The sequence below is a fragment of the Bacillus sp. z33 genome (assembly GCF_058313615.1).
On sequence record NZ_JBZFQN010000002.1, the window covers coordinates 379842 to 405474 of the forward strand.

Sequence of the window (25633 nt, forward strand, 5' to 3'; positions counted from 1 at the left end):
GAATACGCTGTCATGAATTAAGTAAAATGGATTTTTTAGCAGGTATACAGGTTTTAGTAATGCTCTGTAATTTTCTATAACAGAAAGATAGAGGGAATATATCGACGAGTAGAATTATATGAATAGTAATAACTGATTAAGAAAGAAGGTGAATGGTGTAGATCAGATTCTAAATACAAATTTAATCCAATTTAAAGACCAATTAGAAACATGGGAAGCAGCTATTCAATTTGCCGCTGCTCCCTTGTTGGACAATGGTTCTATTGAACAGACATATGTAGATAAAATAATCAGCACTACTAAGGAAATTGGTCCTTATTATGTACTCGCCCCTAATATCGCTTTGCCCCATGCAAGACCTGAATTTGGTGTGAATCAAATGGGATTAAGCATTCTTGTTATGAAAGAGCCGGTATGGTTTTCGGATAAAGAGCATCATAAAGTTCAACTGATCATCGTATTGGCAGCAGTCAATCATCAATCACATCTTGGAGCCCTAACTGAATTGGCTGCTGTATTAGGTGACGAAACGAATGTTAACAAACTAATCCATTCCAAATCCAAAGAAGAATTTCTAAACCAATTAATTACATCGGTCCAATAGGAGGATATAGTATGAAAATATTAGTTGTATGTGGCAATGGTTTGGGTAGTAGTTTCATCGCAGAAATGAATGTAAAGAAAGCTTTGCAGGAAATGAATTTGGAAGCAGATGTAAGTCATACCGACTTAACTACCGCTAAAACAGAAACAGTAGATTACTATATTGGTTCACCTGAAATCATGGAACAGTTAGATGGAAAGGGAAGAAATGTCATTCCGCTTATTAATCTATTCAATATCGATGAAATCAAAACTGTTTTAGAAAAACATTTGGGGGACATGTAAAATGGATTTGATTATAGATATATTAAGCACACCGGCGATTTTAGTAGGTTTATTCGCGCTGTTTGGTTTATTGCTGCAGAAAAAAGGAGCCACAGAGGTTGTATCTGGAACATTGAAGACGATTATGGGCTTCCTTATTATTATTGCTGGTGCAACGGTCATCACGGGTTCTCTTGCTTTCTTTGGGAAAATGTTTGAGAAAGGCTTCGATATAGATGGTGTGATTCCGAACAACGAAGCTATTGTTGCGATGGCTCAAAATGCTTTCGGTACTGAAACTGCTTTAATCATGTTGTTCGGTATGTTAGTTAATATCCTATTAGCCCGTTTCACACCATTTAAATATATATTCTTAACAGGACATCATACCCTGTTTATGGCTTGTTTGTTAGCTGTGGTATTATCCACAGGCGGACTAGATGGAGCAGCTTTAATTATTACGGGGTCACTTATTCTAGGATTATTAATGGTTTTAAGTCCAGCCCTATTACAACCGTTTGTTAGAATGATTACAGGTACTGATGACATTGCGATTGGTCACTTTGGTTCATTCGGATATTTTGTGGCTGGATTAGTAGGTAAAGCAGCAGGTAATAAAAGAAAGTCAACGGAAGATATTAATGTGCCAAGAAGCTTAGGGTTCCTTAGAGATACATCAGTAGCAATCTCATTAACTATGTTAATTATGTTCTTTATTGTGTCGATTGCTGCTGGTCCAGCTTATGTCGAGCAAGAGTTGAGCGGCGGTCAGAACTTTATTGTATTTTGCATTATCCAAGCAATCACTTTCGCGGCAGGTGTTTATATCGTGTTAGCTGGTGTTCGCTTGTTGTTAGCGGAAATCGTTCCTGCTTTTAAAGGGGTAGCGGACAAAGTGGTTCCTAATGCTAAACCGGCATTAGATGTACCAGTAGTATTTCCTTTCGCTCCAAATGCCGTCATAATTGGGTTTCTTTTTAGCTTTCTCGCAGGTATTATAAGTATGTTTTTACTTCCGTTAGTTGGCTTGAAAGTAATCGTTCCTGGTTTAGTTCCACACTTCTTCTGTGGGGCCACAGCTGGTGTATTCGGTAATGCAACTGGCGGCAGGGTAGGAGCAATGTTAGGTGCATTTGTTAACGGTATTCTTATCAGCTTCTTGCCAGCATTATTATTACCGGTGTTGGGAGACTTAGGTTTTGAAGGGACAACATTTGGCGATACCGATTTCGGTATAGTAGGTATTTTCCTGGGTAAGTTAATGGAACTATTTATGTAAATTTATAAGATAGAGAGAGAAGAGGATCATGATATCTGCTCTTAAGAATTTTCAAATATTCGTGCACTTAAGTGTTAGGAACAGAAGGAGGGATGAAACTTCTTCTGTTTTTAATGCGGTTTATTATAATTACTTACAATAGTTATAGAAACTAGCATACAGAAAGAGCTATTGGGATTCATTGTATCAATAGCTAGTTATATTGATCCGAATAGTATATTTAAGAATAATTTCTTTCTTTCCTTACCTACAGAAATTTTTAAGTGGGTATAAGGAAAAAGCAATATACTAATTTTGTAGTTGCGTTTCCTTTAATGCTATGAATAAGATTTTCTGCGTAGACCTAGGTATTCAGTTGCCATAATTATAATTAGAGCTTTCTTTGCTCGTTGATGCGCTAATACAATGTTTGAGCATTTTTCATGTGCTTGGTCCAGTACATTTTTGACCTCTTGCCACTTTTCTTCTGCGATTTCATCCGGGAACCACTCATTTGCAAAACCTGTAATCATATATAATGAAATTACTTTCTCGGGGAATGAGGTGGTATCACGATTGTCCAGTTCTTCTATTATACTTGCTAATTTAACGTTTGATTTGAGCAGATAATAAAAGCTTGCTATCTCTTCATATAAAGCATCCAGCTCTTGCTTGTGATGTAATGCTTGGAGCGTTGTCACCGCTTCTTCTATCGAATCAAACCAATTCTTTGTTCCGGAGATTAAAAGATTGGTTTGTGGGTCTGTTAAACCGAACCCTGTTATCACTTCACAATCTGGGTAATGCATGAACAATTTGCTTTTTGTCGTAAAGATATCGCCGGGATAGGTTTCTCCTAATGTATTATATATTTTATTGGCATAGAGACGAATCAAGTTTCCTTCTTTCATTTCCACTATCACTTCTAGCTTTTCCATTTTGCATTCCTTCTTTCATATAGGTTTTAAAATAAGGGCAGCTATACTGGAAATTTGTTTTAAAAGAACTTAGATGTATCAAAAAAAGAATGGTCATATATTAACCTTACCTTCTTGGTTATCATTTTGTATAGAGACAAATTATTACTTATAAATCCATTCTCTAAAAAATCAAAAACATGTTAGTGCTGCTTAACTTGAGATAAAGTTATAGGCATTCTCCACATCGAGGTCAAAGTATCTTTCTGAGTGAAATATTGAAACTAATTTCAGTAAAATTCGTATATTAATAGAGAGTAAAGTAATAAAAAGTGTAGCTTGGAGGGGTTAGGAATGGCAGAGAAATATATATCAATTGTAGGTGTTGGTCATTATTTTGGGGCAGATATTTTTAAGGTGGGACAGAAGATTATCTTAAGAAAAGACTTGGATAATAAGTATGATGATGAGGCAATTCAAGCTGAGCTTGATACAATTGGCAAGGTTGGCTATGTGGCTAATAATTATCAGACAGTCGCAAAAGGAACACGCAGTGCAGGCAGAATTTATGATACGTTCGAGGATGTATGCATGGGGCAAGTAGTCTTTATTGTAAAGGATACGATCATTGTTGAAATATTGGGGGGTGTTGAGAGTGTTTAAAGGGGATGTCCCCAAATTTAATAGGATCTATACGCCAGGGATGCTACGTTCCTCCAAGGCGTATTTGTATGACGAGTCTAATTAAATGAAACTTAACCAAACAGTTTCTGTTGGAGGAGATTAATTCACAATATTAGTTGGAGATAAATGGTGAGAGTCTTATTGTTTGCTATTATGAAATAGGTCTGTTATTCTAAAGAAGAATTATTTTTGTTCGGCGGTTTCAGATTGAGAAGCAGTTTTGATTTTCGTCTAAGGTATTTGAGCAAGGATAGTAATACATTGTGTGGACATCCATACTAGGAGGCAACAATTATGGAACAAGGTAAAGTGAAATGGTTTAATGCAGAAAAAGGTTTTGGATTTATCGAACGTGAAGGCGGAGAAGACGTATTCGTACATTTCTCAGCAATCCAAAGCGATGGTTTCAAATCTTTAGACGAAGGTCAAAGTGTAACGTTTGAAGTAGAACAAGGACAACGTGGCCCACAAGCTACAAACGTTCAAAAAGCTTAATAAAAGCTAATGATAGACCCTACATCTGTAGGGTCTATTTATGTTTTTTAATCAATATAATGGTCAATAAAAAAGCCTTATTCAATAAATGAATAAAGCTTGTGTAACAAACGAATGAAACTGTAATAGCAAATGGCAGGCTAAGTATAGCACAGCACTTGAGTAATTCCTGATTTAAAAAGGGCGTGAGAGAAAATGGGAGTTATAGACACGCTTACTATTGAAATGTATAATACATAGACTTGACCTTTTCTATATTGGAGGACTATTAATGGAGTCATACGATAACCTTAAAGCCGGTGAAAAAGGTGCCTGGCTTAGTATTATCACATATATCATTTTATCTATTTCTAAATTGATCATTGGTTATTTTGGGAATTCTGAAGCACTCCTCGCTGATGGATTAAATAATTCAACAGATGTAATGGCATCGATAGCCGTGTTAGTTGGGTTGAAAATAGCTAGAAAGCCACCTGATAATAACCATCGATATGGGCACTATCGTGCGGAAACAATTGCATCACTTGTAGCGGCATTCATAATGATTACAGTAGGTATTCAGGTTATTGTCGAAGGTGTTAAAAGTTTAACTATGGCAGGTAATGACGTACCAGATCTGTTTACTGGATGGGTTGCTTTAGCCAGTTCCTTAATTATGTTTCTTGTTTATTTATATAACAGCAATTTAGCCAAGAGAATTAAGAGTTCTTCAGTGAAAGCTGCAGCAAAGGACAATTTATCTGACGCACTTGTTAGTATTGGAGCGTTTATTGGTATTATTGGTTCTCGATTTGGTTTTCACTGGCTGGATACGGTTACCGCAATTATAGTGGGGTTAATTATTATTAAAACTGCTATCGAAATATTTAAGGATTCTGCACTTGAACTTACAGACGGTTTTGAAACTGAAGAATTAGAAGCGATAGAGAAAACCGTTAAAAAGAATCCTAATATAGAAAAAGTGAAAAGCATTAAAGCACGAACCCACGGAAATCAAACATTTGTGGATATTGTTATTGTAACCGACCACAATCTCACTGTTTTTGATAGTCATCAAATCACTGAAGAAATAGAGAACAGTTTACTGGAAAAACATCATATACAAAATGTTCATATTCATATTGAACCAAGATAGGTACTCATTGTACGAACAAGGACATTAATCTTAGGCAGGATTAATGTCCTTTTATAATGAACTTCTTATGGTAGTAAAGGGCAGTTAACAAGATAAGTATATAAATGCTTTATTTTCTCGGGAGAAACTAGCAACAGGTATATAAATCTACGAGTAAAAGAATACATTAGGGGAAGGAGAAGTGTGAAATACATTCAATTATATCTAGTGTACAAAAAATTTTGTATATAAATAACCTCACTTTTTAATGAATTAAACAATGAAAATAAAGTATTCATATCATTTTGTAATAGGGTGATTTGATTCTCGATATTACTAAATTGTTTGTTTTGTTCTTTTCTGTATTCTTGCTCATTTATCTCATTTAATTCTGATTGCTTTATATCTAGAAAGGCTCCGCCCATTGATACTAAATCACCAATTGTTATAGTACTAGCCCCAATTAATGCTAGGATAAAGCCTAAATTAGATTCATCGTCTTGGTCAGGTGAAAGAGGGTAATCTGCTGTATTTTCTAATTGCTCTTCTTCTTCAATTTCTCCAATTTCGCCAGCTTCAAAGCTGATGCCGAGGATTGTAAAAAGGTTACCTATTGTGACGATCATTTGACCAAATAAATCTACTTTATCTCCAAACTCTACCGGCAAAGATTCGATAAATTGATTTTCCAAGTCCTTTTTAATCAACTATAATCACCTACTTGATTGTAGTCTGATTTTCTCCATTACTTTTAAAATAGTTTGATTTAAATCCTCTTGAATCCTTTTTTAAATCTTTCTCTAGTTTTGTTTCATTTATTTCAAAAAACCGATTCATACTTTCAGTATTAAATACGTCGTTTAAGCAATTTAAAATCCCTTGGAAGGAAGACGCTAATTGACTATGTTTATTGTTTAAAAATGATGGAGGAATTGTATTTTCTAAACAATGAACGCTAGTTCGTGCAACAATCGCAGCATTTTTTAAATCTAAATAGTATTGTTCTGGATTTATGATTAAACCATTATCGGTAAATCTCGGATAAATTTTATTTGATATATAGACTAAATTACCACCTGCCAATTGAAGAACATGCCCATATTGTTTGATTGAATTTACCATTCATTTCGCCCGTAAATCTATAATTAAGTTAAAACAATATATGCCCAATAATAAAAGAAGTTCCATGCAAAAAATTATAGGAATCTGGTTTGCTACTGTGACTACAGAAAAGCGTTCTTCCTATTGGAGCGCTTAAGTATTGTTAATAGTCTGCCTAATAGATAAGGGATCCCAATAAATCTGTTGCATTTTTTGGGAAACTTTATTGAGATAGAAATAGAATTATATCTGTAGTTTGCTTTCAACTAATTAATATACTGATATTCGGGCTGACCCGATTCACTCATACTCTGAGCAATTGCCTGGATGATAGAACCAATGGCTTGTAACCAGCTGCCTATTGAGTTAAACTGCTGTTTTTTTGAGCTGGTTGAAGGCAAATATCCTGCTAATACCAATATATTAATTCCAATTGTTTGCAATAGACCTCCGAAGGCATTATATAGATCAACAAGAGTAATGCTTCTTTTCACCGTATACATAAAAGACAAAGCGGTCCCTAATGCTTGTCCTTCATTTCCTAGATTGAATATGGTTTGTTGTGAGTTTGAATCATTAAATGGAAGGATATACCCGGCCACTTCGGCAGACAATCCGCCCGTTTGAATTATATTACCAACCTTATTTAGTGAAAGGCCCCTCTCCATGTCAACCAGTACTGCTGTCGCCGCAAGCTGAAGATTGTAACCAACTAAATTAATATCAGATGAGACCTTATTATTGAGTGATATAGGTGCTGTATTTCCAATGGCAGTTACAATCCTGCCAACAGCTCCTACCCACGTTGCGCCTGTTGTAATCTCTGATTTGTTCTCTATTCGAATCACCAACTTAATTTGTGGTTTTAGTTTAGTCATACAACATTGTATTCAAATCAGAATATTTATGTTCTGTTAAATTAATGGGTATTTTCGTATAGATTGATGCTATTTGTCCTAAAAAAAAGTGAATAACTGTCTTTAGAGGATAACTGTTTGTTGAATAACATCAATATGCCGATTTTTCAGATTTACTTTAACAAGAGCAAATCTATTAAACAACAAATAGAAATAGATCTAAAACTCAATTTCAAGAAATATTTAGGTCTATTGTTCGTATACGAAGAAATGGTATACAAATTAATGTAAAACAAAAACCAACACTTAGAAAGATTAAAACAAGTTGAAGATGAAAGGTAAGAGTCTTATTATTTGCTGTTCTGAAACTTATCTGTTATTCTAAAGAAGAATTATTTTTGTTCGGTTTCAGATTGAGAAGAGATTTTGATTTTCGTCTAAGGTATTTGAGCAAGGATAGTAATACATTGTGTGGACATCCACACTAGGAGGCAACAATTATGGAACAAGGTAAAGTGAAATGGTTTAATGCAGAAAAAGGTTTTGGATTTATCGAACGTGAAGGCGGAGAAGACGTATTCGTACATTTCTCAGCAATCCAAAGCGATGGTTTCAAATCTTTAGACGAAGGTCAAAGTGTAACGTTTGAAGTAGAACAAGGACAACGTGGCCCACAAGCTACAAACGTTCAAAAAGCTTAATAAAAGCTAATGATAGACCCTGCATATGCAGGGTCTATTTTTGTATTTAAATAAATTTGGTCAATAAAAAAGCCCTATTCAATAAATGAATAAAGCTGATGCAACAAATATATGAAACTAGTAAATCAAATGGTAGGCTAAGTATAGCATAGCGTTTGAATAATCCCTAATTTAAAACAGAAACTACACTGTAACTTTCCTTACAACTGCAACTCTGTAGTAAATTATCTTACTTATATAATATAGATGGGGATTTTTTTATTTAATAGGTAGAGAGGAGTTTCATTCAAGAAACGCCATTTAATTCTTTTAATAACTTTAATTGATCTACCATCATTACAAAGGTTTCATCTTCATATGCATTTTCATCTTTCTTTACTATATTATTTATATATTTCTGGTATTCTAATGTGAAAGCCCTTGAGGAATCCTCAAAGGAGCATCCCTATACAGAAATGATTTAAAAACATTCAAATATCTGAAGAAGTATCAAACCATAAAAGGCAACCGTTTAGATAAACTATTTAATAGAGCACACCGTAATGCTCGGTAGCACAACCGTGGCAAGTATCCTTATCGAATAGATGCTCCGTTCCAAGACTTTCACCGCAGAATTGGCATTTGTTATACTGTGCTTTCCTAAAGGTGATTGTCTCCATAACATAATTTAGAATCTCTTCTTGTTGTTTCGTTTCATTTAATGAGTGCAGGGTCTCCCATGAGAGTGTATTAGTCTTATATATACCTGGTAATGGAAAAGCCTTATATCCATCCCATTGAGTAGCTTCATAACCAAATTCTAATCCAACCTTGGTGGGCTTTATATAAACCTTTGGTTCATCTGCAAATCCAACGATTTTAAAATATAATAATATATCCATGAAACTCTCTTTATCTTTTACTAAAGAGTACTTTTTATAAAGTGAGATTACCCACTGATATGCTTCGGTCTTTATTTCTCTCATATTAAGATCAACTCTCTTTCTACTATCTAAAATTTAATACTTATGCCGTCTGCAAATACATTCAATTATTCTTCTAAAAACAAATAGTCAAATCTCTTCTCTCCTATCTAAGTATTCTAATCGTCGAATCAACTCCTCATTTTCTTTCCTCAGTTTTATGGTTGAGTTAGAATCTGGTATCGGCGGCAATTTAACATGGGCTCTTCTGGTGTCCACTTCTTTTTATCTAGTTTAATCTATTTTGAATGGAAAATATAGGTTCTATAAATAGTAGGGTAAGTAGGTATAAGTGTATTGGGTATTATCTATTTAGTTCTTTCCCACTCCATATAAAGTGCAACAAAACAATGCCTCGTAGCTAAATAAATAGATTATCTCAAATTCTTAGCAAGCATAACCACTCTTTTTGTTATGCAGCTAAAGGGGAAGGTTAGTTAAAGAAGAAGTAGTATTTACAATAAAGAAAACACGCCGTTTTGGAGCGTGTTTCTTTATTTTTGTATACCATTTATAATGCCATAATGGTTATCATTTTAGAACTTTTTTAATAAAATCCCTGTAAAATAAACCCTTAAGATTTATTCTGGAGGTTCCTTCATTAAGCTTTATTAATATATGGAAATAATATCTAGGTTGTTGTTAGGTAGAAAAGTGGTAAATGAGAAAATGAGCATTTATAGTAAAAGCTTTTGAATGAGATGAGTGTTGACCTACCCACACTTGAAGAGATAGGTCAAAAACAATCATTACGGGAGGTAGAAGGAAATGGAGAAAGTTAAGGTATTTGTAAAAACGAAATGGAAGTACATTTTAACAGCACTTATTGCATTTACTATCGGTACAGCAGCTGGCCCCTCTACTGGCGAACTGGAAGAAGCTGTTACGGAGTGCGGTAAATTCGAAGATCTCTATGTTCAGACAAGTAATGATTTGGGCGATGCTGAAGATTTGAATTCCTCATTAAGTGATGAAAATAAAAAGCTTCAAGCTAAGGTAGATGAAGCAGCCCCTTGGTTCAAGATGTCTGAAGAAGAACAGAAAAAGGTAGAAGCTGAAGCTAAAGAAGCGGAAGAAAAACGCTTAGAGGAAGAACAAGCCAAGAAAGAAGCTGAAGAGAAGGCTAAGAAGGAAGCAGAAGAAAAGGCTAAGAAAGAGGCAGAAGAGAAAGCTAAAAAAGAAGCCGAAGAAAAAGCTAAGCAAGAAGCCGAAGAAGCTGAAGAAGCTAAGAAAGCTGCCGAAACAGCATCACAAGGCCAAGCTATTAAAGCTGCTGAGAACTACCTAAATGTTATGGCCTTTTCAAAGAGCGGACTCGTTGAACAGTTAGAATTTGATGGCTTTTCTAATGCTGATGCTACATATGCAGTAGAAAATATTGAAGATAAAGTGGATTGGGATTCACAGGCTGTTGCAGCGGCTCAAAACTATCTAAGCGTTATGGCATTCTCAAGAAGTGGTTTAATTGAGCAGCTTAAATTTGATGGCTTTACTACTGAGCAAGCTACTTATGCAGCTGACAATGTTGGTCTTTAATAAATTTATTAAAAAAAACCCTCCTAGTCAATGGGAGGGTTATGTTTGTGATAAATAATACTTAAACATAAGGGGGCGTTGATCCAAGAAGAAGGATTAATGCCTTTTTGTGTTGAATTTCTTATGGAACAAACGGGGCAGGATAGCGGAAGAAGAATCAGCCTAGATATACGTTAGAGTGGCTGATTAGGTTAGAAAATCTATAAGATAGTTCTTCTTCAGCTTATGATTTTTCTGCAATAACTTTAGTCAAGGTTACAAAGAATTAACATCGGATTCTCACGAATAGTATTCTAAAAATAATATTTGGGCCGATATTACTTATAGGGAATAGAAAAATAGGTTAAACATTATAAATAGTAATGGAGTGAATACGATGGAGTGGATTGCCCTTTCCCTAGCTGCTATAGCCCTTTCTCTTACTTATCAACAAATGGATAAAGTGAAAAAGTTAGAGGGAAAGATTGAAGAAATGGAGAAAAGAAATCATCAATAGAAATGTGTAAAGAGAATAGGGAATATGTTAGGTAAACTGATATTCCTACGTTCTAATTCTTTAAGTATTAAAAAACGGTTAATTAGGGCATTGGTCCAAGAAGGATTAATGTCTTTTTGTGTTGAATTTCTTATAGAAGTAAAGGGGCAGGTTAGCTCAATTAGGATAGTTGTAGAATGATTTAAATGGTAAAACTATTACAAAAGTGTTAGTTTGGAGGAGAGTGGATTGTTCTTTGTTGGAATAGCCATTTTAATTGTTCTATTTATCTCTACAAGTACGATAGAAAAGAGTTTAAAGTCGATTCAAAAACAAGATTCTATGGTCATAGATCTTTTAAAGGAGATACGTGATAAACATTAATATGTCTTGTGTCACAAACGGGCAGGTTAGCTTATTAAGGAATGAATAACAGAAACTCAGACATAGGGGAATCGATAGATGATCAAAGCTAAGTTGTTTTTTTACTACTTTTTATTATTATTACTCTTAAAAACGAGCGGACTAATTCATTATAACAATCAACATATTTTTGCTTGGTTCATAATAATGATTTCATTCATAATTATTATAGGCGATAAAATTTATGAATTAGAAAAGCTAATAGAACCATCATTTAAGTTCACATTTATAGCTGTGATATCAGCGATTATATTTTCTAACCTGGTCTTTTATTTCAAAAACTTATTATCAATGCTTTGATACAAAATAATTAAGGCGTTGTTCCAAGAGGGATTAATGCTTTTTTATGTTGAATCCCTTATTGTAGAAACGGGGCAGGTTAGCGGAAGAAGAAAATTGAATTTTTAAATTGTTAAGTGTATTATTAACCATTAGCTTTTTAGGAAATGAGTTGGAATTATGAATGGGTTTACTATTACAGGCAAGCGAGGAATAATCCGGATTGAACTCCAAAATGCAAGTGGTTTTCCTAAAGACACAAGCCATTTTGGTGGCTATGAAGCTGAGGGTATCATTGAAATTAAGAGTGGAAATTATTATATTTTAGGTGAACTGTGGTTTACAACTGGTGATGTATATGATTTTTATAAGCAATTAGATAAGTGCTATCGTGAACTTAACGGGATCGCTGTTTTTTCAAACTACGAAAATTCTTTGGAATTAGAGGTCGTATTTAACCGCTTAGGCCAAGTTGTTATACAGGGTTCCTTTAAAGAAAAAGCATATGTGGAAAATGAACTACAATTTGAAATAGAAAATGACCAAAGTTTTTTAACCTCAACATTAGAGGAATTAAGAAAATTTGTAGACCATTATGGTGATTCAAAAGGAGTAAAAATATAAGGTTTTTTCCTACTAATGGCTGCGTTGTTCCTAAGAAGGATTGATGCCCTTTTCTGTTGTACTCCTTGTTGTAGAAACGGGGCAGAATAGTTCTGTAAATCGCCTAAATGAATATAACTATAATAAGGTATATAGGATTTTTCCGAATGAACTAAACCAAATACTAATGTAGGATGATATGCGATTGTAATGAACACATATTTAGACTGAAAGGAGGTTCATATTTGTGACACAAACACCAAGAGCTGCTCCTGGTGCTGCAGTACGGGGAACGGCATCTGGTGTATTTTTTATGGCTTTCTTTGGTACTCTTTGGGCATACACAGGAATTATGGGATTACACGGCTGGGGAGTTCGATTATTGTTAGTTGTTGCTGTTACCGTAGGGATAGTGCTGTTTATCGGCGGTGTTTCATTAATGCGCGCATCGCGAGAATTGACAAATCAGGTTTCAAAAGCAGACTTAAGGCGTGGGAAGCGTACAAGGTTTTGGTTCAACATTATTTTTGCGGCAGAGGGTTTGGCTATAGCAATTACGATTGCTGTCAGTAACGCTACTAGTCACTCTGAACTTATACCTGTCGTTATCGCTATTATTGTCGGTGTTCATTTTCTCCCATTGGCCCCTCTTTTCCAAGTCAGACTCTATTATTTTACAGGTACACTCCTTTGTTTACTTGCTATTATTACATTGCTGTTTGTACCTGAGAAAGTCACACTGGGGGAACATCAGATCAATGCGTTTATGTCTGTAGTGGGATTTGGCTCTGCCTTAATCTTATGGGGAACTGGTGTTGCAATATGGCTAATGGGTAGAAGATTGCTAGGTATCGTCCCAAAATAAATAACACAATTATACAATAAAATAAAAATAGAGTAACTTCCTTATTCAACTAAAAGGGGCTTTAGTTGAACAACTGAGAAGTAAAAAAAGCTGTCTCTTTTTTATGTCCTTAGCAACAATCTTTGCGAAAACAGCCTTTATTTTTTATGGTGTTTGTTTTATTTACCTTTAATACTTTTGCGTTATTTAAAATCCGCCACCAATCCGCCACTTTTATGACTATTATGAAAGGCTTTTATATATGAGTAAAAAGAAAAACCCCTTGATATATCAAGGGGTTTTGGTATGATCCCGACTGGGTTCGAACCAGCGACCCCCACCCTGTCAAGGTGGTGCTCTCCCAGCTGAGCTACGGAATCAGATTAATATGTAATGGAACAATATTTAATATAAAGGGTTAGACAAATAAAGTCAAGATGAATTTTGGTTGTTGGGTAGGTATTTAAGGTGATTTCACTGCTGAAGAAATATAAATCTATCATCCTCACATAGAAACAAATTTTTAAATCCTTTCCATTCCTTTTACTCCCAATAAAAAGATACCGCACCTAAGCTGAAGGATCATACTGTAAATATCCAAATCACAATCATTTTGAATGCGAATTTTGTCAGTTAAAAGGTCTTTTTTGTTTTTTAAAACATTTTTTAAATTTTTTGAAAAATTTGTTTGACAGAATATACTAGAGATGATATTTTTAGGTTATATTAGTTCTCTATAAAGAACTAGTGACTATTTATCTATAAAATAGTTTAAGAAGTTTGAAAGACTGGTTGTAATTTGGATTATCCTTATGAAAATATCGCATAATCCAGTGCAATATTAGAATCATATAGGCTAATTATGCCTGTGTTGTTCTAAATAAAGAACATATATACATATAAGGGGGTGAAGGAATGAAAAAGGAATGGCAAAAACCGAATCTACAGGTTCTTGATGTAAAAATGACTTTTAGTGGTGGAGAGCTTAACGGCGGACATAGAGGAAGCTGATTGTACTGAAAAGAAAAGTGCCCTTATACAAATTTAGCGTATAAGGGCTTTTTTTAAAAAAATGGAGTGATGATGTTGGTTCAGGTATTGAAACAAATGATGTATCAAGCGTTTGGTTTTACAATCTCGAGTGCGATGAAGCTGCCAGAGTTAATTCAGATTGAACAATCAAGCTCTCCATTAGATATCGTCATACAGTATGAACATTTACTAGATGAATGGAACCAGACCTTAGATAAAGAAAAAGGATATTCGGTTAGAGGCAATCGTGTTTTATTTGAAATTGAAGAGGTAGCCGTCTTTGCTGTTGAAGCTGGTAAAACTATCAGTATCTCTCCGCTACTGGGGTCAGATGAAGATGAAATCAGGCTCTATGTGTTGGGAACCTGTATGGGAATTATTCTAATGCAGCACCATCTATTTCCATTTCACGGAAGCGCCATCGTGCTTGATGGTGAAGCATATGCCATAGTCGGTGAGTCGGGTGCCGGAAAATCCACGTTGGCTTCGGCCTTTATGGGTCAGGGGTTTAAATTGTTAAGCGATGATGTTATTCCAATTTGTTTTACCGGGGATCGCCCAATGGTCATTCCATCTTATCCATCCCAAAAGCTTTGGCAGGAATCATTGGATCATTTTGGAATGAAATCCTCAGATTATCAACCTTTATATGGAAGGGAAACGAAATTTTCCGTACCGGTACGTGAGGGTTATCTGCAAAAATCTGTATCGCTTGCCGGTGTTATCGAGCTATTGCCTGTCGATGAGAGTGATGTTTCCATCACTCCGGTGAAAGGGTTAGAACGGCTGCATACCTTGTATAGGCACACATATCGTAATCTTTTTTTAAAACCGCTTGGATTAATGGATTGGCATTTCGCTCGTTCGATCGAATTAAGTAATCAACTGACTATTTATCAGTTAAAACGGCCGATTTCAACATTTTCCGTGTATGAACTAGTTGAAAAAATTACATATATAACAGGGAAGGGGAGGAAAGAATGAGTAGTCAAGTAAAAGCTGTGACAGCCGAAAAGTTTATTCAAAAGGAAGGTAATATGGTCAGTGATATGGATGGAGAAAAAGTAATGCTAAGTGTCCATAATGGTAAATATTATAATTTGGGTGAAGTCGGCGGACTGATTTGGGAGTTGTTGGAGGAACCTAAATCTATCAAGGAGCTTGTGGATCGATTGAGAGAAGAATATGACGTGAGCCGTGAAGAATGTGAAAGTCAGGTTCATACATTCCTGGAACTGTTAATAAAAGAAGAGTTAATCAATCAAACCATTACATCCTAAGGAGTTTTGTTCATGAATTTCATTCAGAAAGCACGGACCTTGCTCTCTTTAGATGGTAAAACTTTCTCGATGTATTTGGAAGCATATTATTTTTTAGGAGTGGCCCGGATCCAAAAGAGCTTGCCCTTCTCCAAGGTTGCCCCAACCCTCGGCAGTAAAATGGAGGAGACACCTCTATCTTATGTGCCAGCCCATACTGAAATCCTGCAGTCCGTATCTAAAAGTCTGGAAACAATGAGCAGATATACATTTTGGGAAAGTAAATGTCTTGTGATGGCGATTGCAGGAATGAGAATGCTTGAGCGTCGTGGCATTGACAGTACTCTCTATATGGCAACAGCAAGAGATGAGGAAGGTAAGATGAAAGCCCATGCCTGGCTGCGGAGTGGATTATACTTTGTGACTGGGGCAAATGGGAAGGAAAGATATACGGTGGTGGGGACTTTTGCTAAGAGAATGGGCGATCAAAAGGAGGAGAAATAATGGATAAACAGACTTTGCAAACAACTGGTTTTTCCAAAGAGCTGAATCTGATGCTCGCCTTGATCAAAAATGACGGGACTTCCATTCAACAGTTAATGAAGAGTTCGATTAATTGGCATGTATTTCTGGAGGTTGTGAAGCACCACAGACTGTATCCGATTATCTATAAAAAACTAAATGGTGATTTGGGTGAAGAAATTCCTCAGGAAACGATGGCTCTGCTCCGGAATCTTTATCAGCAAAATACCTTTCAAATGATGAAATTGAGTGCTGAAATGGAACATATATCAAGTATTTTTCAAGAGAGTGAGATTCGTTGTTTATTTCTGAAGGGTCCTGCACTTGCTTTTCAACTATATGGAAACTTATCGATGCGCACCTCCAATGATCTAGATTTATTAATTCCTTTAAAGGACTTTGAAAAGGCAGATGCCATCCTCCTTAAAAGAGGCTATGAAAGGGATGGGTATAAACGATCGGTTTTAGGAGATTGGAAATGGAAAAACCATCATGTGGAATACAAACATCCCACAACCTTTCAAAAAATAGAGCTTCATTGGAAGCTGCATCCAGGTGGAGCGAAAGAACCGAGTTTTGACCAACTTTGGAACCGGAGGAATATCAGTTCTTTGACCAAAAAACCAATTTATTTACTCGGTACAGAAGATCTTTATTTATTTTTGATGATTCATGGTGCACGTCATGGATGGTTCCGCATACGTTGGTTGCTTGATGTTGCAGATTTGTCCAAGCAAATTCAAGATTGGCAAGTGATAAAAAAGATGCAGCGGAGATATGAGGTAACCCATATCGCTGCCCAGGTGCAATTATTGGCAGAAAAATTAATAGATCAGAAGCTTCCTCTCGTCAGTCATGTGACGGTAGGATCGTATCAATTAGCTGAAGATGCCCTCTTTTTAATTATGAATGAGATTGATATCCATGATGATAAACTTTCAAGACGGTTTGCCAAAAATGCCAATGGCTACTATCAATCTATCATGACGAGAAGGCAGAAGGCCTTTCGAATGATTGGAGCTCTTTATCCTTGTATTGATGATGCCAAGACATTGCCATTGCCTAAAGCACTGCATTTCTTATATTTTCCGCTGCGGCCGTTTTTGTGGATGTGGAGGCAGCTCGTTTAGTTAGGGGAGAGCACAGATGAAATCATTATGGATGTTTATCCAGGAATTGCGGACGTATGCAGGTAAAATCCTATATGTGAATTTACTTGGGATGGTACTCGTTAGTTTTATAGAGAGTATCGGCATCCTCCTGCTTATACCGATGATTGAGATGAGCGGTATGATTAACCAGGCAGGTAAGGCTATGCCCTTTAGCGAATGGTTTGCATTTGTTGAAGAGATACCAGTTGCCATTGGGTTAGCTATCATTTTAGTTATCTATGTACTTATAATTACAGGGCAGAACTGGTTTCAAAAGAAATTAACGATTCAGAACAGAATGATTTATGTTGGGTACACCAATCATCTGCGCACAAAAATATATCAATCCTTACTATGGGCAGATTGGTTGTTTTTTTTGAAGAAACGGCGTTCTGACTTATTGAACAGCCTCACCGATGAATTGAACAGAGTGAGTGTGGGTATCAGTCAATTCTTGCTCCTGGCTACTTCAGTCGTTTTCACGATTATTCAAATTGGAATTGCTTTGTGGCTGTCTCCTGAAATTACATTTTTCGTTTTGTGCTGCGGAGGCGTGCTGGCTCTGTTTTCAAGGAGATATATTAAAAAGTCAGAAGCAATAGGGAATCAGACAACGGAAATTGCCCGGTCCTATTATGGATCTATATCGGATCATTTAAATGGTATGAAAGAAATTAAAAGTAATTCATTGGAACACTCGATGAGCAAGTGGTTAAACAATTTCAATGATCAGTATAAACATGAACGTATGCAAAATGCACATGTTCAGGCACAATCGCAATTTTTTTATAAATCTTCCCAAGCTTTATTAGTTGCCCTTTTTATCTATTTATCTCTTAATATGTTTCATTCTGCACCTGAGGAACTGATTGTGATTGTTTTGATTTTTTCAAGATTGTGGCCAAGGTTTACAGCCATCCAGTACAGTATGGAACAAATTGCTTCGGCACTTCCTGCTTTTGATTCATTAACAAACCTATTGGAGGAATGCCAATCATCGAATGAGGCACCGACAGTTCAAGGGAATCATTTTTACTTTAAAGGCGATCTTACTTGCCAAAATGTTTCCTATCGCTATCAGGCAGATTCGGAACGCTATGCTTTGCAAACGATTAATCTTAACATACCGTTTCAATCAACGACGGCCATTGTTGGGAGATCAGGTGCAGGTAAAAGTACGTTAATCGATTTATTGATGGGTCTATTAAAAGCAGATGGAGGCAAGATTTTTATTGGTGGGACTGAGGTGAATGAAGAGAACAGATACTTGTTCAGGCAAAATATCAGTTACGTGCCACAGGATCCTTTCCTATTTAATGGAAGTATTCGAGATAATTTTATGTTAATCTGCCCGGATGCAAAAGAGGGGGATTTGTGGGAAGCGCTGGAATTCGCGGCAGCTGCCCAGTTTGTCCGTAAATTGCCGAATGGCTTGGATACGTTAATCGGAGATCGGGGTGTTCGTCTCTCTGGAGGAGAAAGGCAAAGACTTGTGTTGGCAAGAGCGATACTCAGAAAACCATCTGTGCTTATTTTGGATGAAGCGACAAGTGCTTTGGATCAAGAAAATGAAGCCAAAATCCAAGATGCACTCGATCGATTAAAAGGCAAGATGACAATCCTCATTATCGCCCATAGGCTGTCAACCATTCGCAATGCTGATCAAGTGCTTGTTCTCGATGAAGGTCGAATTGTACAAACAGGACGGTACAATCAACTTGCCGCAGAGAAGAAAGGGGTATTTAGCCATCTGCTTGGTTCTTAAACTCTTGGTGAAGTAGTTGGGTGAGGATAAAGTAGCATACAGGAGATTGGGGGGATTGGATGAATCCTGGGAATTCAAAAGAAATTAATGTCAGGGAATGGATTAGGGTCTTAAAGAAGAGGCTATGGATTATCACTATCTTTACCGTTCTTACATTTATTTGTGGTTTATTCTATATCAAATGGTTTACGACACCGCTTTATCAATCTTCTGCAGCAATTATCATCGAAGCAGAAGCTGAATTGAGGAATACTCTTCAGGTAATTATTAAGGATTCGAATGTCATGGAGAAGGTAGGTCGTGAACTTGGGCTTTCAATGAGTCCGGAGGATTTGGCTGCGAAGATTACAGTGACGAGCATTGATAATTCACAGGTTGTCAATATTGGCGTAGTTGATTCCGATCCTGAACAGGCAACTGCCATTGCCAATACAACAGCACGAATATTTAAAGAGGAAGTACCCTCCATAATGAACTTTGATAAAGTACATTTTCTTTCAAATGCAAAAGAAGATTTAACTCCCATCAACGAAAACCATACCAAGCTGTTAATTGCTGCAATCGGCCTGGGAGTGATTGTGGGTATTGGAATTGCTTTTCTGCTGGATTCACTTGACCGTTCCATCCGAAGTATTGCAGATATTGAGTCCATAATTGGTATACCGGTTATCGGAAGAGTATCAAAGATTAATCGCGTGAAACGAAGTCCAACAGGTATAAACGGACAAAGAGTCTTGGTGACCCACAGGGGTGAGGAATCTTCATTATGAACAGAAAAATAATGTTTAAATCGGCATGGAAAAAAATATGGCCATTTTCGGTGAAACGAGCGCTTATTTCGGAGGAGTTTAGAGAAATTCAAACAAATATTTATTTTTCAGAGGAGGGGACTGACTCTCGTATTATTTTGGTTACCTCTCCATCAGAAGGAGAAGGTAAAACGACCATTTCTTCTAATCTGGCAATCTCTATGGCATTGGAGGGAGTAAAGGTTTTGCTGATTGATGCGAATTTAGGTAAACCGGCAATCCATTCTTTGTTTAGAATCCGTAATACAATAGGGTTGGCTGATTTATTAATGGGAGAGGCGACATTAGGGCAATCGGTTTATCCTAATTGGTTGGAAACATTAGGTATTTTGACGAGTGGGGGGAAGGTGCCAAAAGCAGGATTGTTAGGCTCTGATGTAATGAAAAAAATTTTACATGAAGCTATTGAACAGTATGACAAGGTCATTATTGATTCGGCCTCAATTTTAGAAGCTACCGATACTAAATTGCTGGCTCATATGTGTGATGGTGTCTTGCTGGTTATTCAAAAGGATCGTACCTCCATAGAAGATGCAACCAATGCTCGTAAAATGCTGGAAATGGCGAAAGCAACGATTATTGGAGGAGTTTTAAATAAATAAGTATTTTTTTTAACCAATTAGTTCTTTATATAGAACAAAACGTGCTTTTAATAGATTTTTATAGTTGTGGTGATGTCTCCTGACCATTATCAATGGAGACACTCGGTCATCTTGTGGGTGAATAGCCTTAGACGCCAGTCGTCAAGGAGGTGATGTGAGGAGGGGTTAGATGCCCTTTTAATTTATATAGTATCCATATTTGTATGGGATGATTTACTCCGCAGCGTGTCCATGAGTAAATTTTTAATAGACACTGATCAATCCATTTTAAATTGTAAAGCCTTTACTTATATGGTAGAGCGGCATATAGGTAAGGGTTTTATGAACTAGTACACGAAGAAGGAGGAGAAAACCATGAGTTATAAACAGCGTTTTTGGATATTCGCTCTAATCGATTCATTTATCATCCTGACAGCTATTCTTTACGGCACATTTTTAGTAAACGCGTATATAACGGTGGAAATGACTTATTTAATAATACTTGCAGTCATGTTAATTATCGTTACTTTGGTTTTTTCAATGGTGTTTAAGTTATATAGAAAAGCATGGGAATATGCGAGTATTGAAGAATGGTTTGTCATTTTCAAAGTGGTTTCCTGTTCTATTGTAACAGTAGCTATCCTTCAATCCATCTTGATGCAGAATGTATTCGTTCGTCTGTTCGTTGCTGTAGGACTATTGAATTTAACGTTCATGGGAGGCGCGCGCTTTTGCTGGCGATTATTCAGGGATTCTGTCTTGAATTCGCGTCAGAAAAAAACGCGGATTTTAATTGTTGGTGCCGGTTCTGCGGGTAGGATGGTTGCCGGTCATTTGCTAAAAAATATCGATTCCCAAATACAGCCAGTCGGGTTTATTGATGATGATCCTGCCAAACAGCATCTGCATATTTTTGGTATTCCGGTTTTAGGAAAAGCGAAAGATATTCAGTCTATCGTAAAAGCATGGGGAGTGGAAGAAATTATATTGGCAATTCCTTCTTTGCCAAAAGCAATCTTATCACAAATTTATCAACTATGTTTAAGTACGAATTGTGTGACGAAAATATTGCCTGGTTTGGATGAAATTTTGTCGGGAAATGCTCCAATCAGTGAGTTCCGAGATGTTAAGGTTGAAGATTTGCTGGGACGAGATCCTGTTCAATTGGATTTGGAAAAGATTGAAGAGACCATCAAAGATCGGGTCGTCCTGATTACTGGTGCAGGGGGGTCAATCGGTTCAGAGATTTGCCGGCAATTAGCCAAATTTGAGCCTAAACAAATGATACTCCTTGGACATGGGGAGACGAGTATTTATCATATTGAAATGGAATTAGCTCATTCAGTAGATACTGCAGATATAGAGATTATTACCGAAATTGCAGATATTCAGGATTTCAATAAGATGATGTATGTGATGGGGAAGTATCTGCCCGATTTCGTTTTCCATGCCGCTGCTCATAAACATGTTCCTTTAATGGAGCGGAATCCAGATGAAGCGGTTAAAAATAATTTAATTGGCACGATGAATGTAGCTAGAGCTGCCAACTGGCATGGGGTCCAAACATTTGTATTGATCTCAAGTGATAAAGCTGTTCATCCGACTAGTGTTATGGGAGCAACGAAACGGTTGGCTGAGATGGTAGTCCAGAATATGAATCATGAAAGTAAAACAAAGTTTGTGGTTGTACGTTTTGGTAATGTACTTGGTTCACGAGGCAGTGTCATTCCATTATTTAAAAAGCAAATCCAGGAAGGGGGACCAGTTACCGTTACGCATCCGGATATGGTTCGTTATTTCATGACAATTCCTGAAGCGTCCCGATTGTGTATTCAGGCAGCTGTTCTTGCGGGTGGCGGTGAAATATTTGTTCTCGATATGGGTGAACCGGTTAGAATAGTCGATTTAGCCAAGAAGCTAATTACGTTATCAGGATACACTCTGGAAGAAATTAAAATTCAATATACAGGCATTCGGACGGGTGAGAAATTAGTAGAAGAATTATTGGATCAGGATGAGATGAATGGAGAGCAAGTGTTTCAACATATTTATATTGGTAGCTCACAGCCAATTGATATGGAAGTAATTGACCTATTTATTCAGGAATATGCGAGGTTTAATGGAGAGCAATTAAAAGAGAGATTATTTATGCTGACAGATTATAAAAGATCTGGGGTTGCCGGATTGGTCATGGGGGGATGAAGGGATGACAAAAACAATTCTTTTTTGCGCCACGGTAGATTATCATTTCAAGGCCTTTCACCAGCCGGTTATGAGATGGTTCAAGGAGCATGGATGGATGGTTCATGTAGCAGCCAGTGGGGATCTTACTCTTCCTTATGTGGATAAAAAGTATACCATTCCTGTTCATCGGTCTCCTTTCCATTTCCAAAATCGCGCAGCTTATCTTGAACTAGCATCCATTATTGACCAGGAAAATTACGAAATCATTCACTGCCATACACCTATGGGTGGTTTACTTGCCCGGCTGGCAGCCAGAAAAGCGAGGAAAAAAGGAACCCATGTACTCTATACCGTACATGGGTTTCATTTTTATAAACACGCTCCTTATTTAAATTGGCTGGTCTACTATCCGATTGAAAAATGGCTTGCCAATTATACAGATTGTCTGATTACGATTAATGAAGAGGATTATGGACTGCTGCAAGAGCATCCATTTAATGCTGGGAGAATCGAGAAAATTAATGGAGTCGGTGTCGATATAGAAAAATTTAAACCGATCCCTCAGGTGGAAAAATTAGATAGAAGACAGAATTTCGGTTATTCGGAGGAAGATTATCTCCTGTTTTATGCGGCCGAATTCAATCGAAATAAAAATCACCAGTTTCTGATTCATACGGTTGCCCATTTAATAGAACGCATTCCGAATATAAAGCTCCTGCTTGCAGGTGAAGGAGAGTTGCAGGAAGACTGCCGAAATCTGACAAAACGGTTGGGGATATCTACTCAAGTGGAGTTCCTGGGTTTCAGGAATGATATTGATAGCCTTTTGCCAATTTGTAATGTTGTGGTCTCAGCCAGCCAGCGTGAAGGGCTGCCAGTTAATGTAATGGAAGGGATGGCTTGCGGGTTGCCAGTGATTGCTACACGGAACCGGGGTCATAATGAACTGATTCAAGACTGCCAAAACGGCTGGATTGTGGAACAAAATGATATGGAGAGTATGGTAAATAAACTGGCAGTGCTTTATATGGATCCTGCCATGGAATCTAAAATGGGTGCTTATGGAAGAGAAATTATGGAAAGTTCGTACAGTGTTGGCAGAGTGTTGCAGCAAGTGAGCCGAATCTATCAAAAATATATGAATGAAATGGAGGAAGAAGCGTGGACAGCCCAATAAGAGTTTTGCATGCAGTAGTGAATATGAATCGCGGGGGTGCGGAGACATTTATTATGAATTTGTATAGAAATGTCGATCGAAGCCGTATTCAATTTGATTTTTTGACATGCAAGCCCGGGGTGTTTGACAAGGAAATTGAAGGTATGGGAGGAATGATTCATCGAGTTCCTTATATTTCTGAGGTAGGTCCATTTAAATACCAGCTTCTTTTAAAAGAATTTTTTTTAAGTCATCCCGAATATAAAATACTTCATTCCCATCTGGATAAGATGAGCGGATTGGTATGTAAAGCAGCGAAAAAGAGTGGAGTTCCCATTCGTATTGCGCATAGTCATAATACAGAAAGTGAAGGAAGTTGGGCAATCAAATCGTATAAGTGGTATTCAGGAACCCATATTCAAAAAAACGCTACTCATTATGCGGCTTGCTCGAAAAAGGCAGCAGCCTGGTTGTTTGGCAACTCTTCCATGAAAGTGAATATTATTAAAAATGGAGTAGAGAGCGAGAAGTTCTTATTTTCAGAGGGTAGGAGACTACGCATTCGAAAAAAACTAAATCTTGCAGATGATGCGCTGTTGCTTGGTCATGTAGGCCGGTTTAATGTTCAAAAAAATCATGCTTTCCTGATTGAGGTGTTCGTTCGAACATTAAAGTCTTTTCCTGAAGCTCGACTTATATTAGTAGGAGATGGACCACTGCGTAAGCAAATGGAAGGACTGGCTGTCAGAAGAGGGATTAGGGATAAAGTCCTTTTTCTTGGGATTCGAGATGATATTCCTGATCTTTTAAGGGCGTTTGACCTCATGTTATTTCCCTCCTTTCATGAGGGATTACCGGTCACAATCATAGAAGCGCAGGCTGCTGGCCTTCCTTGTATATTGTCTGAACATATCACTCAGGAGGTAGATTTGGGTGCTGATTTAATTCGATATGCCAGATTGGGTAAAGTGGAAGAATGGCTGACTAAAATAAGCTATTTTGCCAAGATAGATTTTAAAAGAGAAATTCCGGCGAGTACTCTGGCTGCCAAAGGATATGATATCCGTTCTACTGCGGAGTGGATGAATCACTTTTATATCAATCTTGTTAACTCTGCTGAAGAAAGGAGGGCTGTCGGTGACCGTACCTCCTAATCGATTGACTGTATTTACCCCAACGTACAATCGAGCCTATTGTTTAGGCACCTGTTACGATAGTATGAAAAAACAATCATGTCAGGATTTCAGCTGGCTCATAATTGATGACGGGTCCAATGATGGGACAGAAAAACTGGTCAGCTCCTGGATAGAGGAAGGAGCTGTCGACATCCGCTATGTTTATCAGGAAAACCAAGGGATGCATGGAGCACATAATACAGCATATCGTCTAATGAATTCAGAATTGAATGTATGTATTGATTCAGATGATTATATGCCGATGGACGCGGTCGAAAAAATACTCACTTTTTGGGAGTGTCATGGCGGTGAGCATGTGGGCGGCATCATTGGGCTAGATGCCTTTTCAGATGGAACGATCATTGGAACTAGGTTTCCTGATGATCTGGAACAATCCACATTATTTAATCTCTATCATAAGCATGGGATTAAAGGTGATAAAAAGCTTGTATATCGGACAAGTCTTACGAAAAAATACCCATATCCTTTATTTCAAAATGAACGATATGTCGGTCTCGATTATAAGTATTACCGGCTTGATTGTGAGTATGACATGCTATTGATGAATGAAGTCCTTTGCTGTGTTGAATATTTAGCGGATGGCTCAAGTCTTAATATGCTGCGCCAATATCGCCGGAATCCCAAAGGGTTTGCCTTTTATCGAACAGAATTAATGAAGCTTCCGATGGCTGGAAAGCAATTTAAATTCCGGCAGGCTATTCATTATGTGTCTAGTAGTTTGCTGGATGGGAATAAACGATTTCTTCAGGATACGCCTGAAAAATGGCTGACTGGATTAGCCCTATTTCCGGGTTTTTTGCTCTACGCCTATATAAGAAGAAAAACAGCAGCCTAGGCTGGACTGTCTTTCAGTTGAGGAAGG

General features: G+C 37.1%; 28 protein-coding genes and 1 tRNA gene. 23 read left to right on the top strand and 6 right to left on the bottom strand.

Going from position 1 to position 25633, the window contains the following annotated elements:
- The first annotated feature begins 148 nt into the window (after nucleotides 1-148).
- Genes AC4G3L_RS08945 through ulaA form a run of 3 tightly spaced genes read left to right on the top strand, consistent with a single transcriptional unit; the run spans nucleotide 149 to nucleotide 2146 of the window.
- Nucleotides 149-604, top strand: a complete 456-nt coding sequence (locus tag AC4G3L_RS08945; RefSeq protein WP_491076608.1) for a PTS sugar transporter subunit IIA — start codon at nucleotides 149-151, stop codon at nucleotides 602-604.
- Nucleotides 605-615: 11 nt separating this feature from the next.
- Complete coding sequence (locus AC4G3L_RS08950; RefSeq protein ID WP_491076609.1) at nucleotides 616-888, top strand: PTS sugar transporter subunit IIB; 273 nt, start codon at nucleotides 616-618, stop codon at nucleotides 886-888.
- A 1-nt stretch (nucleotide 889) separates the two neighbouring features.
- A complete protein-coding gene (ulaA, locus tag AC4G3L_RS08955) occupies nucleotides 890-2146 on the top strand; it encodes a PTS ascorbate transporter subunit IIC (RefSeq protein WP_491076610.1) in 1257 nt (418 codons plus the stop codon).
- A 317-nt stretch (nucleotides 2147-2463) separates the two neighbouring features.
- On the opposite strand, the gene AC4G3L_RS08960 is transcribed toward ulaA, so the two are convergent.
- Nucleotides 2464-3063, bottom strand: coding sequence for a hypothetical protein (locus AC4G3L_RS08960; RefSeq protein WP_491076611.1), 600 nt, complete (start codon nucleotides 3061-3063; stop codon nucleotides 2464-2466).
- 333 nt (nucleotides 3064-3396) lie between these two features.
- Between AC4G3L_RS08960 and AC4G3L_RS08965 the strand changes: the two genes are divergently transcribed.
- The 3 genes from AC4G3L_RS08965 to AC4G3L_RS08975 all read left to right on the top strand — a co-directional run bounded on the left by AC4G3L_RS08965 (nucleotide 3397) and on the right by AC4G3L_RS08975 (nucleotide 5356).
- Complete coding sequence (locus tag AC4G3L_RS08965) at nucleotides 3397-3705, top strand: HIRAN domain-containing protein (protein WP_491076612.1); 309 nt, start codon at nucleotides 3397-3399, stop codon at nucleotides 3703-3705.
- A 315-nt stretch (nucleotides 3706-4020) separates the two neighbouring features.
- A complete protein-coding gene (locus tag AC4G3L_RS08970; RefSeq protein ID WP_491076348.1) occupies nucleotides 4021-4221 on the top strand; it encodes a cold-shock protein in 201 nt (66 codons plus the stop codon).
- Nucleotides 4222-4492: 271 nt separating this feature from the next.
- Entirely contained in the window at nucleotides 4493-5356 is an 864-nt protein-coding gene (locus AC4G3L_RS08975) for a cation diffusion facilitator family transporter (protein ID WP_491076613.1), read from the top strand.
- Nucleotides 5357-5550: 194 nt separating this feature from the next.
- Here the strand turns inward: AC4G3L_RS08975 and AC4G3L_RS08980 are convergent, their stop codons facing one another.
- The 3 genes from AC4G3L_RS08980 to AC4G3L_RS08990 all read right to left on the bottom strand — a co-directional run bounded on the left by AC4G3L_RS08980 (nucleotide 5551) and on the right by AC4G3L_RS08990 (nucleotide 7314).
- Nucleotides 5551-6042 (bottom strand): hypothetical protein, encoded by a 492-nt coding sequence (locus AC4G3L_RS08980; RefSeq protein WP_491076614.1) that lies wholly within the window; start codon nucleotides 6040-6042, stop codon nucleotides 5551-5553.
- 10 nt (nucleotides 6043-6052) lie between these two features.
- On the bottom strand, nucleotides 6053-6457 hold the full coding sequence (locus AC4G3L_RS08985) for a hypothetical protein (RefSeq protein ID WP_491076615.1): 405 nt from the start codon (nucleotides 6455-6457) through the stop codon (nucleotides 6053-6055).
- A 245-nt stretch (nucleotides 6458-6702) separates the two neighbouring features.
- On the bottom strand, nucleotides 6703-7314 hold the full coding sequence (locus AC4G3L_RS08990) for a DUF6944 family repetitive protein (RefSeq protein ID WP_491076616.1): 612 nt from the start codon (nucleotides 7312-7314) through the stop codon (nucleotides 6703-6705).
- Nucleotides 7315-7793: 479 nt separating this feature from the next.
- On the opposite strand from AC4G3L_RS08990, the gene AC4G3L_RS08995 reads away from it, so the two are divergent.
- Complete coding sequence (locus tag AC4G3L_RS08995) at nucleotides 7794-7994, top strand: cold-shock protein (RefSeq protein WP_491076348.1); 201 nt, start codon at nucleotides 7794-7796, stop codon at nucleotides 7992-7994.
- Nucleotides 7995-8518: 524 nt separating this feature from the next.
- Here AC4G3L_RS08995 and AC4G3L_RS09000 read toward each other — a convergent pair.
- Nucleotides 8519-8875 carry a hypothetical protein gene (locus tag AC4G3L_RS09000; protein ID WP_491076617.1) on the bottom strand — a complete coding sequence of 119 codons (357 nt, stop codon included), beginning with the start codon at nucleotides 8873-8875 and terminating at the stop codon, nucleotides 8519-8521.
- Nucleotides 8876-9724: 849 nt separating this feature from the next.
- On the opposite strand from AC4G3L_RS09000, the gene AC4G3L_RS09005 reads away from it, so the two are divergent.
- The 4 genes from AC4G3L_RS09005 to AC4G3L_RS09020 all read left to right on the top strand — a co-directional run bounded on the left by AC4G3L_RS09005 (nucleotide 9725) and on the right by AC4G3L_RS09020 (nucleotide 13137).
- Complete coding sequence (locus AC4G3L_RS09005) at nucleotides 9725-10492, top strand: Ltp family lipoprotein (protein WP_491076618.1); 768 nt, start codon at nucleotides 9725-9727, stop codon at nucleotides 10490-10492.
- Between the two features lie 724 nt (nucleotides 10493-11216).
- Entirely contained in the window at nucleotides 11217-11351 is a 135-nt protein-coding gene (locus AC4G3L_RS09010) for a hypothetical protein (RefSeq protein ID WP_258188229.1), read from the top strand.
- 498 nt (nucleotides 11352-11849) lie between these two features.
- On the top strand, nucleotides 11850-12293 hold the full coding sequence (locus AC4G3L_RS09015; protein ID WP_491076619.1) for a WapI family immunity protein: 444 nt from the start codon (nucleotides 11850-11852) through the stop codon (nucleotides 12291-12293).
- 226 nt (nucleotides 12294-12519) lie between these two features.
- The gene (locus AC4G3L_RS09020) at nucleotides 12520-13137 is read left to right on the top strand and encodes a DUF7010 family protein (protein WP_491076620.1); all 618 of its coding nucleotides are present in this window, start codon (nucleotides 12520-12522) and stop codon (nucleotides 13135-13137) included.
- Between the two features lie 286 nt (nucleotides 13138-13423).
- Here AC4G3L_RS09020 and AC4G3L_RS09025 read toward each other — a convergent pair.
- Nucleotides 13424-13496, bottom strand: a tRNA-Val gene (locus tag AC4G3L_RS09025).
- Between the two features lie 535 nt (nucleotides 13497-14031).
- On the opposite strand from AC4G3L_RS09025, the gene AC4G3L_RS09030 reads away from it, so the two are divergent.
- The 12 genes from AC4G3L_RS09030 (at nucleotide 14032) to AC4G3L_RS09085 (ending at nucleotide 25606) form a co-directional block, all read left to right on the top strand.
- Nucleotides 14032-14127 carry a paeninodin family lasso peptide gene (locus AC4G3L_RS09030; RefSeq protein ID WP_491076621.1) on the top strand — a complete coding sequence of 32 codons (96 nt, stop codon included), beginning with the start codon at nucleotides 14032-14034 and terminating at the stop codon, nucleotides 14125-14127.
- A gap of 69 nt (nucleotides 14128-14196) precedes the next feature.
- Nucleotides 14197-15132 carry a P-loop NTPase family protein gene (locus AC4G3L_RS09035; RefSeq protein ID WP_491076622.1) on the top strand — a complete coding sequence of 312 codons (936 nt, stop codon included), beginning with the start codon at nucleotides 14197-14199 and terminating at the stop codon, nucleotides 15130-15132.
- On the top strand, nucleotides 15129-15428 hold the full coding sequence (locus tag AC4G3L_RS09040) for a lasso peptide biosynthesis PqqD family chaperone (RefSeq protein ID WP_491076623.1): 300 nt from the start codon (nucleotides 15129-15131) through the stop codon (nucleotides 15426-15428). Before AC4G3L_RS09035 ends, AC4G3L_RS09040 begins: the two co-directional genes overlap by 4 nt.
- A 12-nt stretch (nucleotides 15429-15440) precedes the next feature.
- Complete coding sequence (locus tag AC4G3L_RS09045; RefSeq protein WP_491076624.1) at nucleotides 15441-15911, top strand: lasso peptide biosynthesis B2 protein; 471 nt, start codon at nucleotides 15441-15443, stop codon at nucleotides 15909-15911.
- Nucleotides 15911-17059 (top strand): nucleotidyltransferase domain-containing protein, encoded by a 1149-nt coding sequence (locus tag AC4G3L_RS09050; RefSeq protein ID WP_491076625.1) that lies wholly within the window; start codon nucleotides 15911-15913, stop codon nucleotides 17057-17059. Before AC4G3L_RS09045 ends, AC4G3L_RS09050 begins: the two co-directional genes overlap by 1 nt.
- 16 nt (nucleotides 17060-17075) lie before the next feature.
- Nucleotides 17076-18845, top strand: coding sequence for an ABC transporter ATP-binding protein (locus AC4G3L_RS09055; RefSeq protein WP_491076626.1), 1770 nt, complete (start codon nucleotides 17076-17078; stop codon nucleotides 18843-18845).
- 59 nt (nucleotides 18846-18904) lie between these two features.
- A complete protein-coding gene (locus AC4G3L_RS09060; RefSeq protein ID WP_491076627.1) occupies nucleotides 18905-19615 on the top strand; it encodes a YveK family protein in 711 nt (236 codons plus the stop codon).
- Nucleotides 19612-20256, top strand: a complete 645-nt coding sequence (locus AC4G3L_RS09065) for a CpsD/CapB family tyrosine-protein kinase (protein WP_491076628.1) — start codon at nucleotides 19612-19614, stop codon at nucleotides 20254-20256. The genes AC4G3L_RS09060 and AC4G3L_RS09065 overlap by 4 nt, the downstream gene beginning before the upstream one ends.
- A gap of 354 nt (nucleotides 20257-20610) precedes the next feature.
- Nucleotides 20611-22437, top strand: coding sequence for a polysaccharide biosynthesis protein (locus tag AC4G3L_RS09070; protein WP_491076629.1), 1827 nt, complete (start codon nucleotides 20611-20613; stop codon nucleotides 22435-22437).
- A 4-nt stretch (nucleotides 22438-22441) separates the two neighbouring features.
- Nucleotides 22442-23596 carry a glycosyltransferase family 4 protein gene (locus AC4G3L_RS09075; protein WP_491076630.1) on the top strand — a complete coding sequence of 385 codons (1155 nt, stop codon included), beginning with the start codon at nucleotides 22442-22444 and terminating at the stop codon, nucleotides 23594-23596.
- Entirely contained in the window at nucleotides 23581-24729 is a 1149-nt protein-coding gene (locus AC4G3L_RS09080) for a glycosyltransferase family 1 protein (RefSeq protein ID WP_491076631.1), read from the top strand. The genes AC4G3L_RS09075 and AC4G3L_RS09080 overlap by 16 nt, the downstream gene beginning before the upstream one ends.
- The gene (locus AC4G3L_RS09085) at nucleotides 24713-25606 is read left to right on the top strand and encodes a glycosyltransferase family 2 protein (protein WP_491076632.1); all 894 of its coding nucleotides are present in this window, start codon (nucleotides 24713-24715) and stop codon (nucleotides 25604-25606) included. Before AC4G3L_RS09080 ends, AC4G3L_RS09085 begins: the two co-directional genes overlap by 17 nt.
- Nucleotides 25607-25633: the final 27 nt, after the last annotated feature.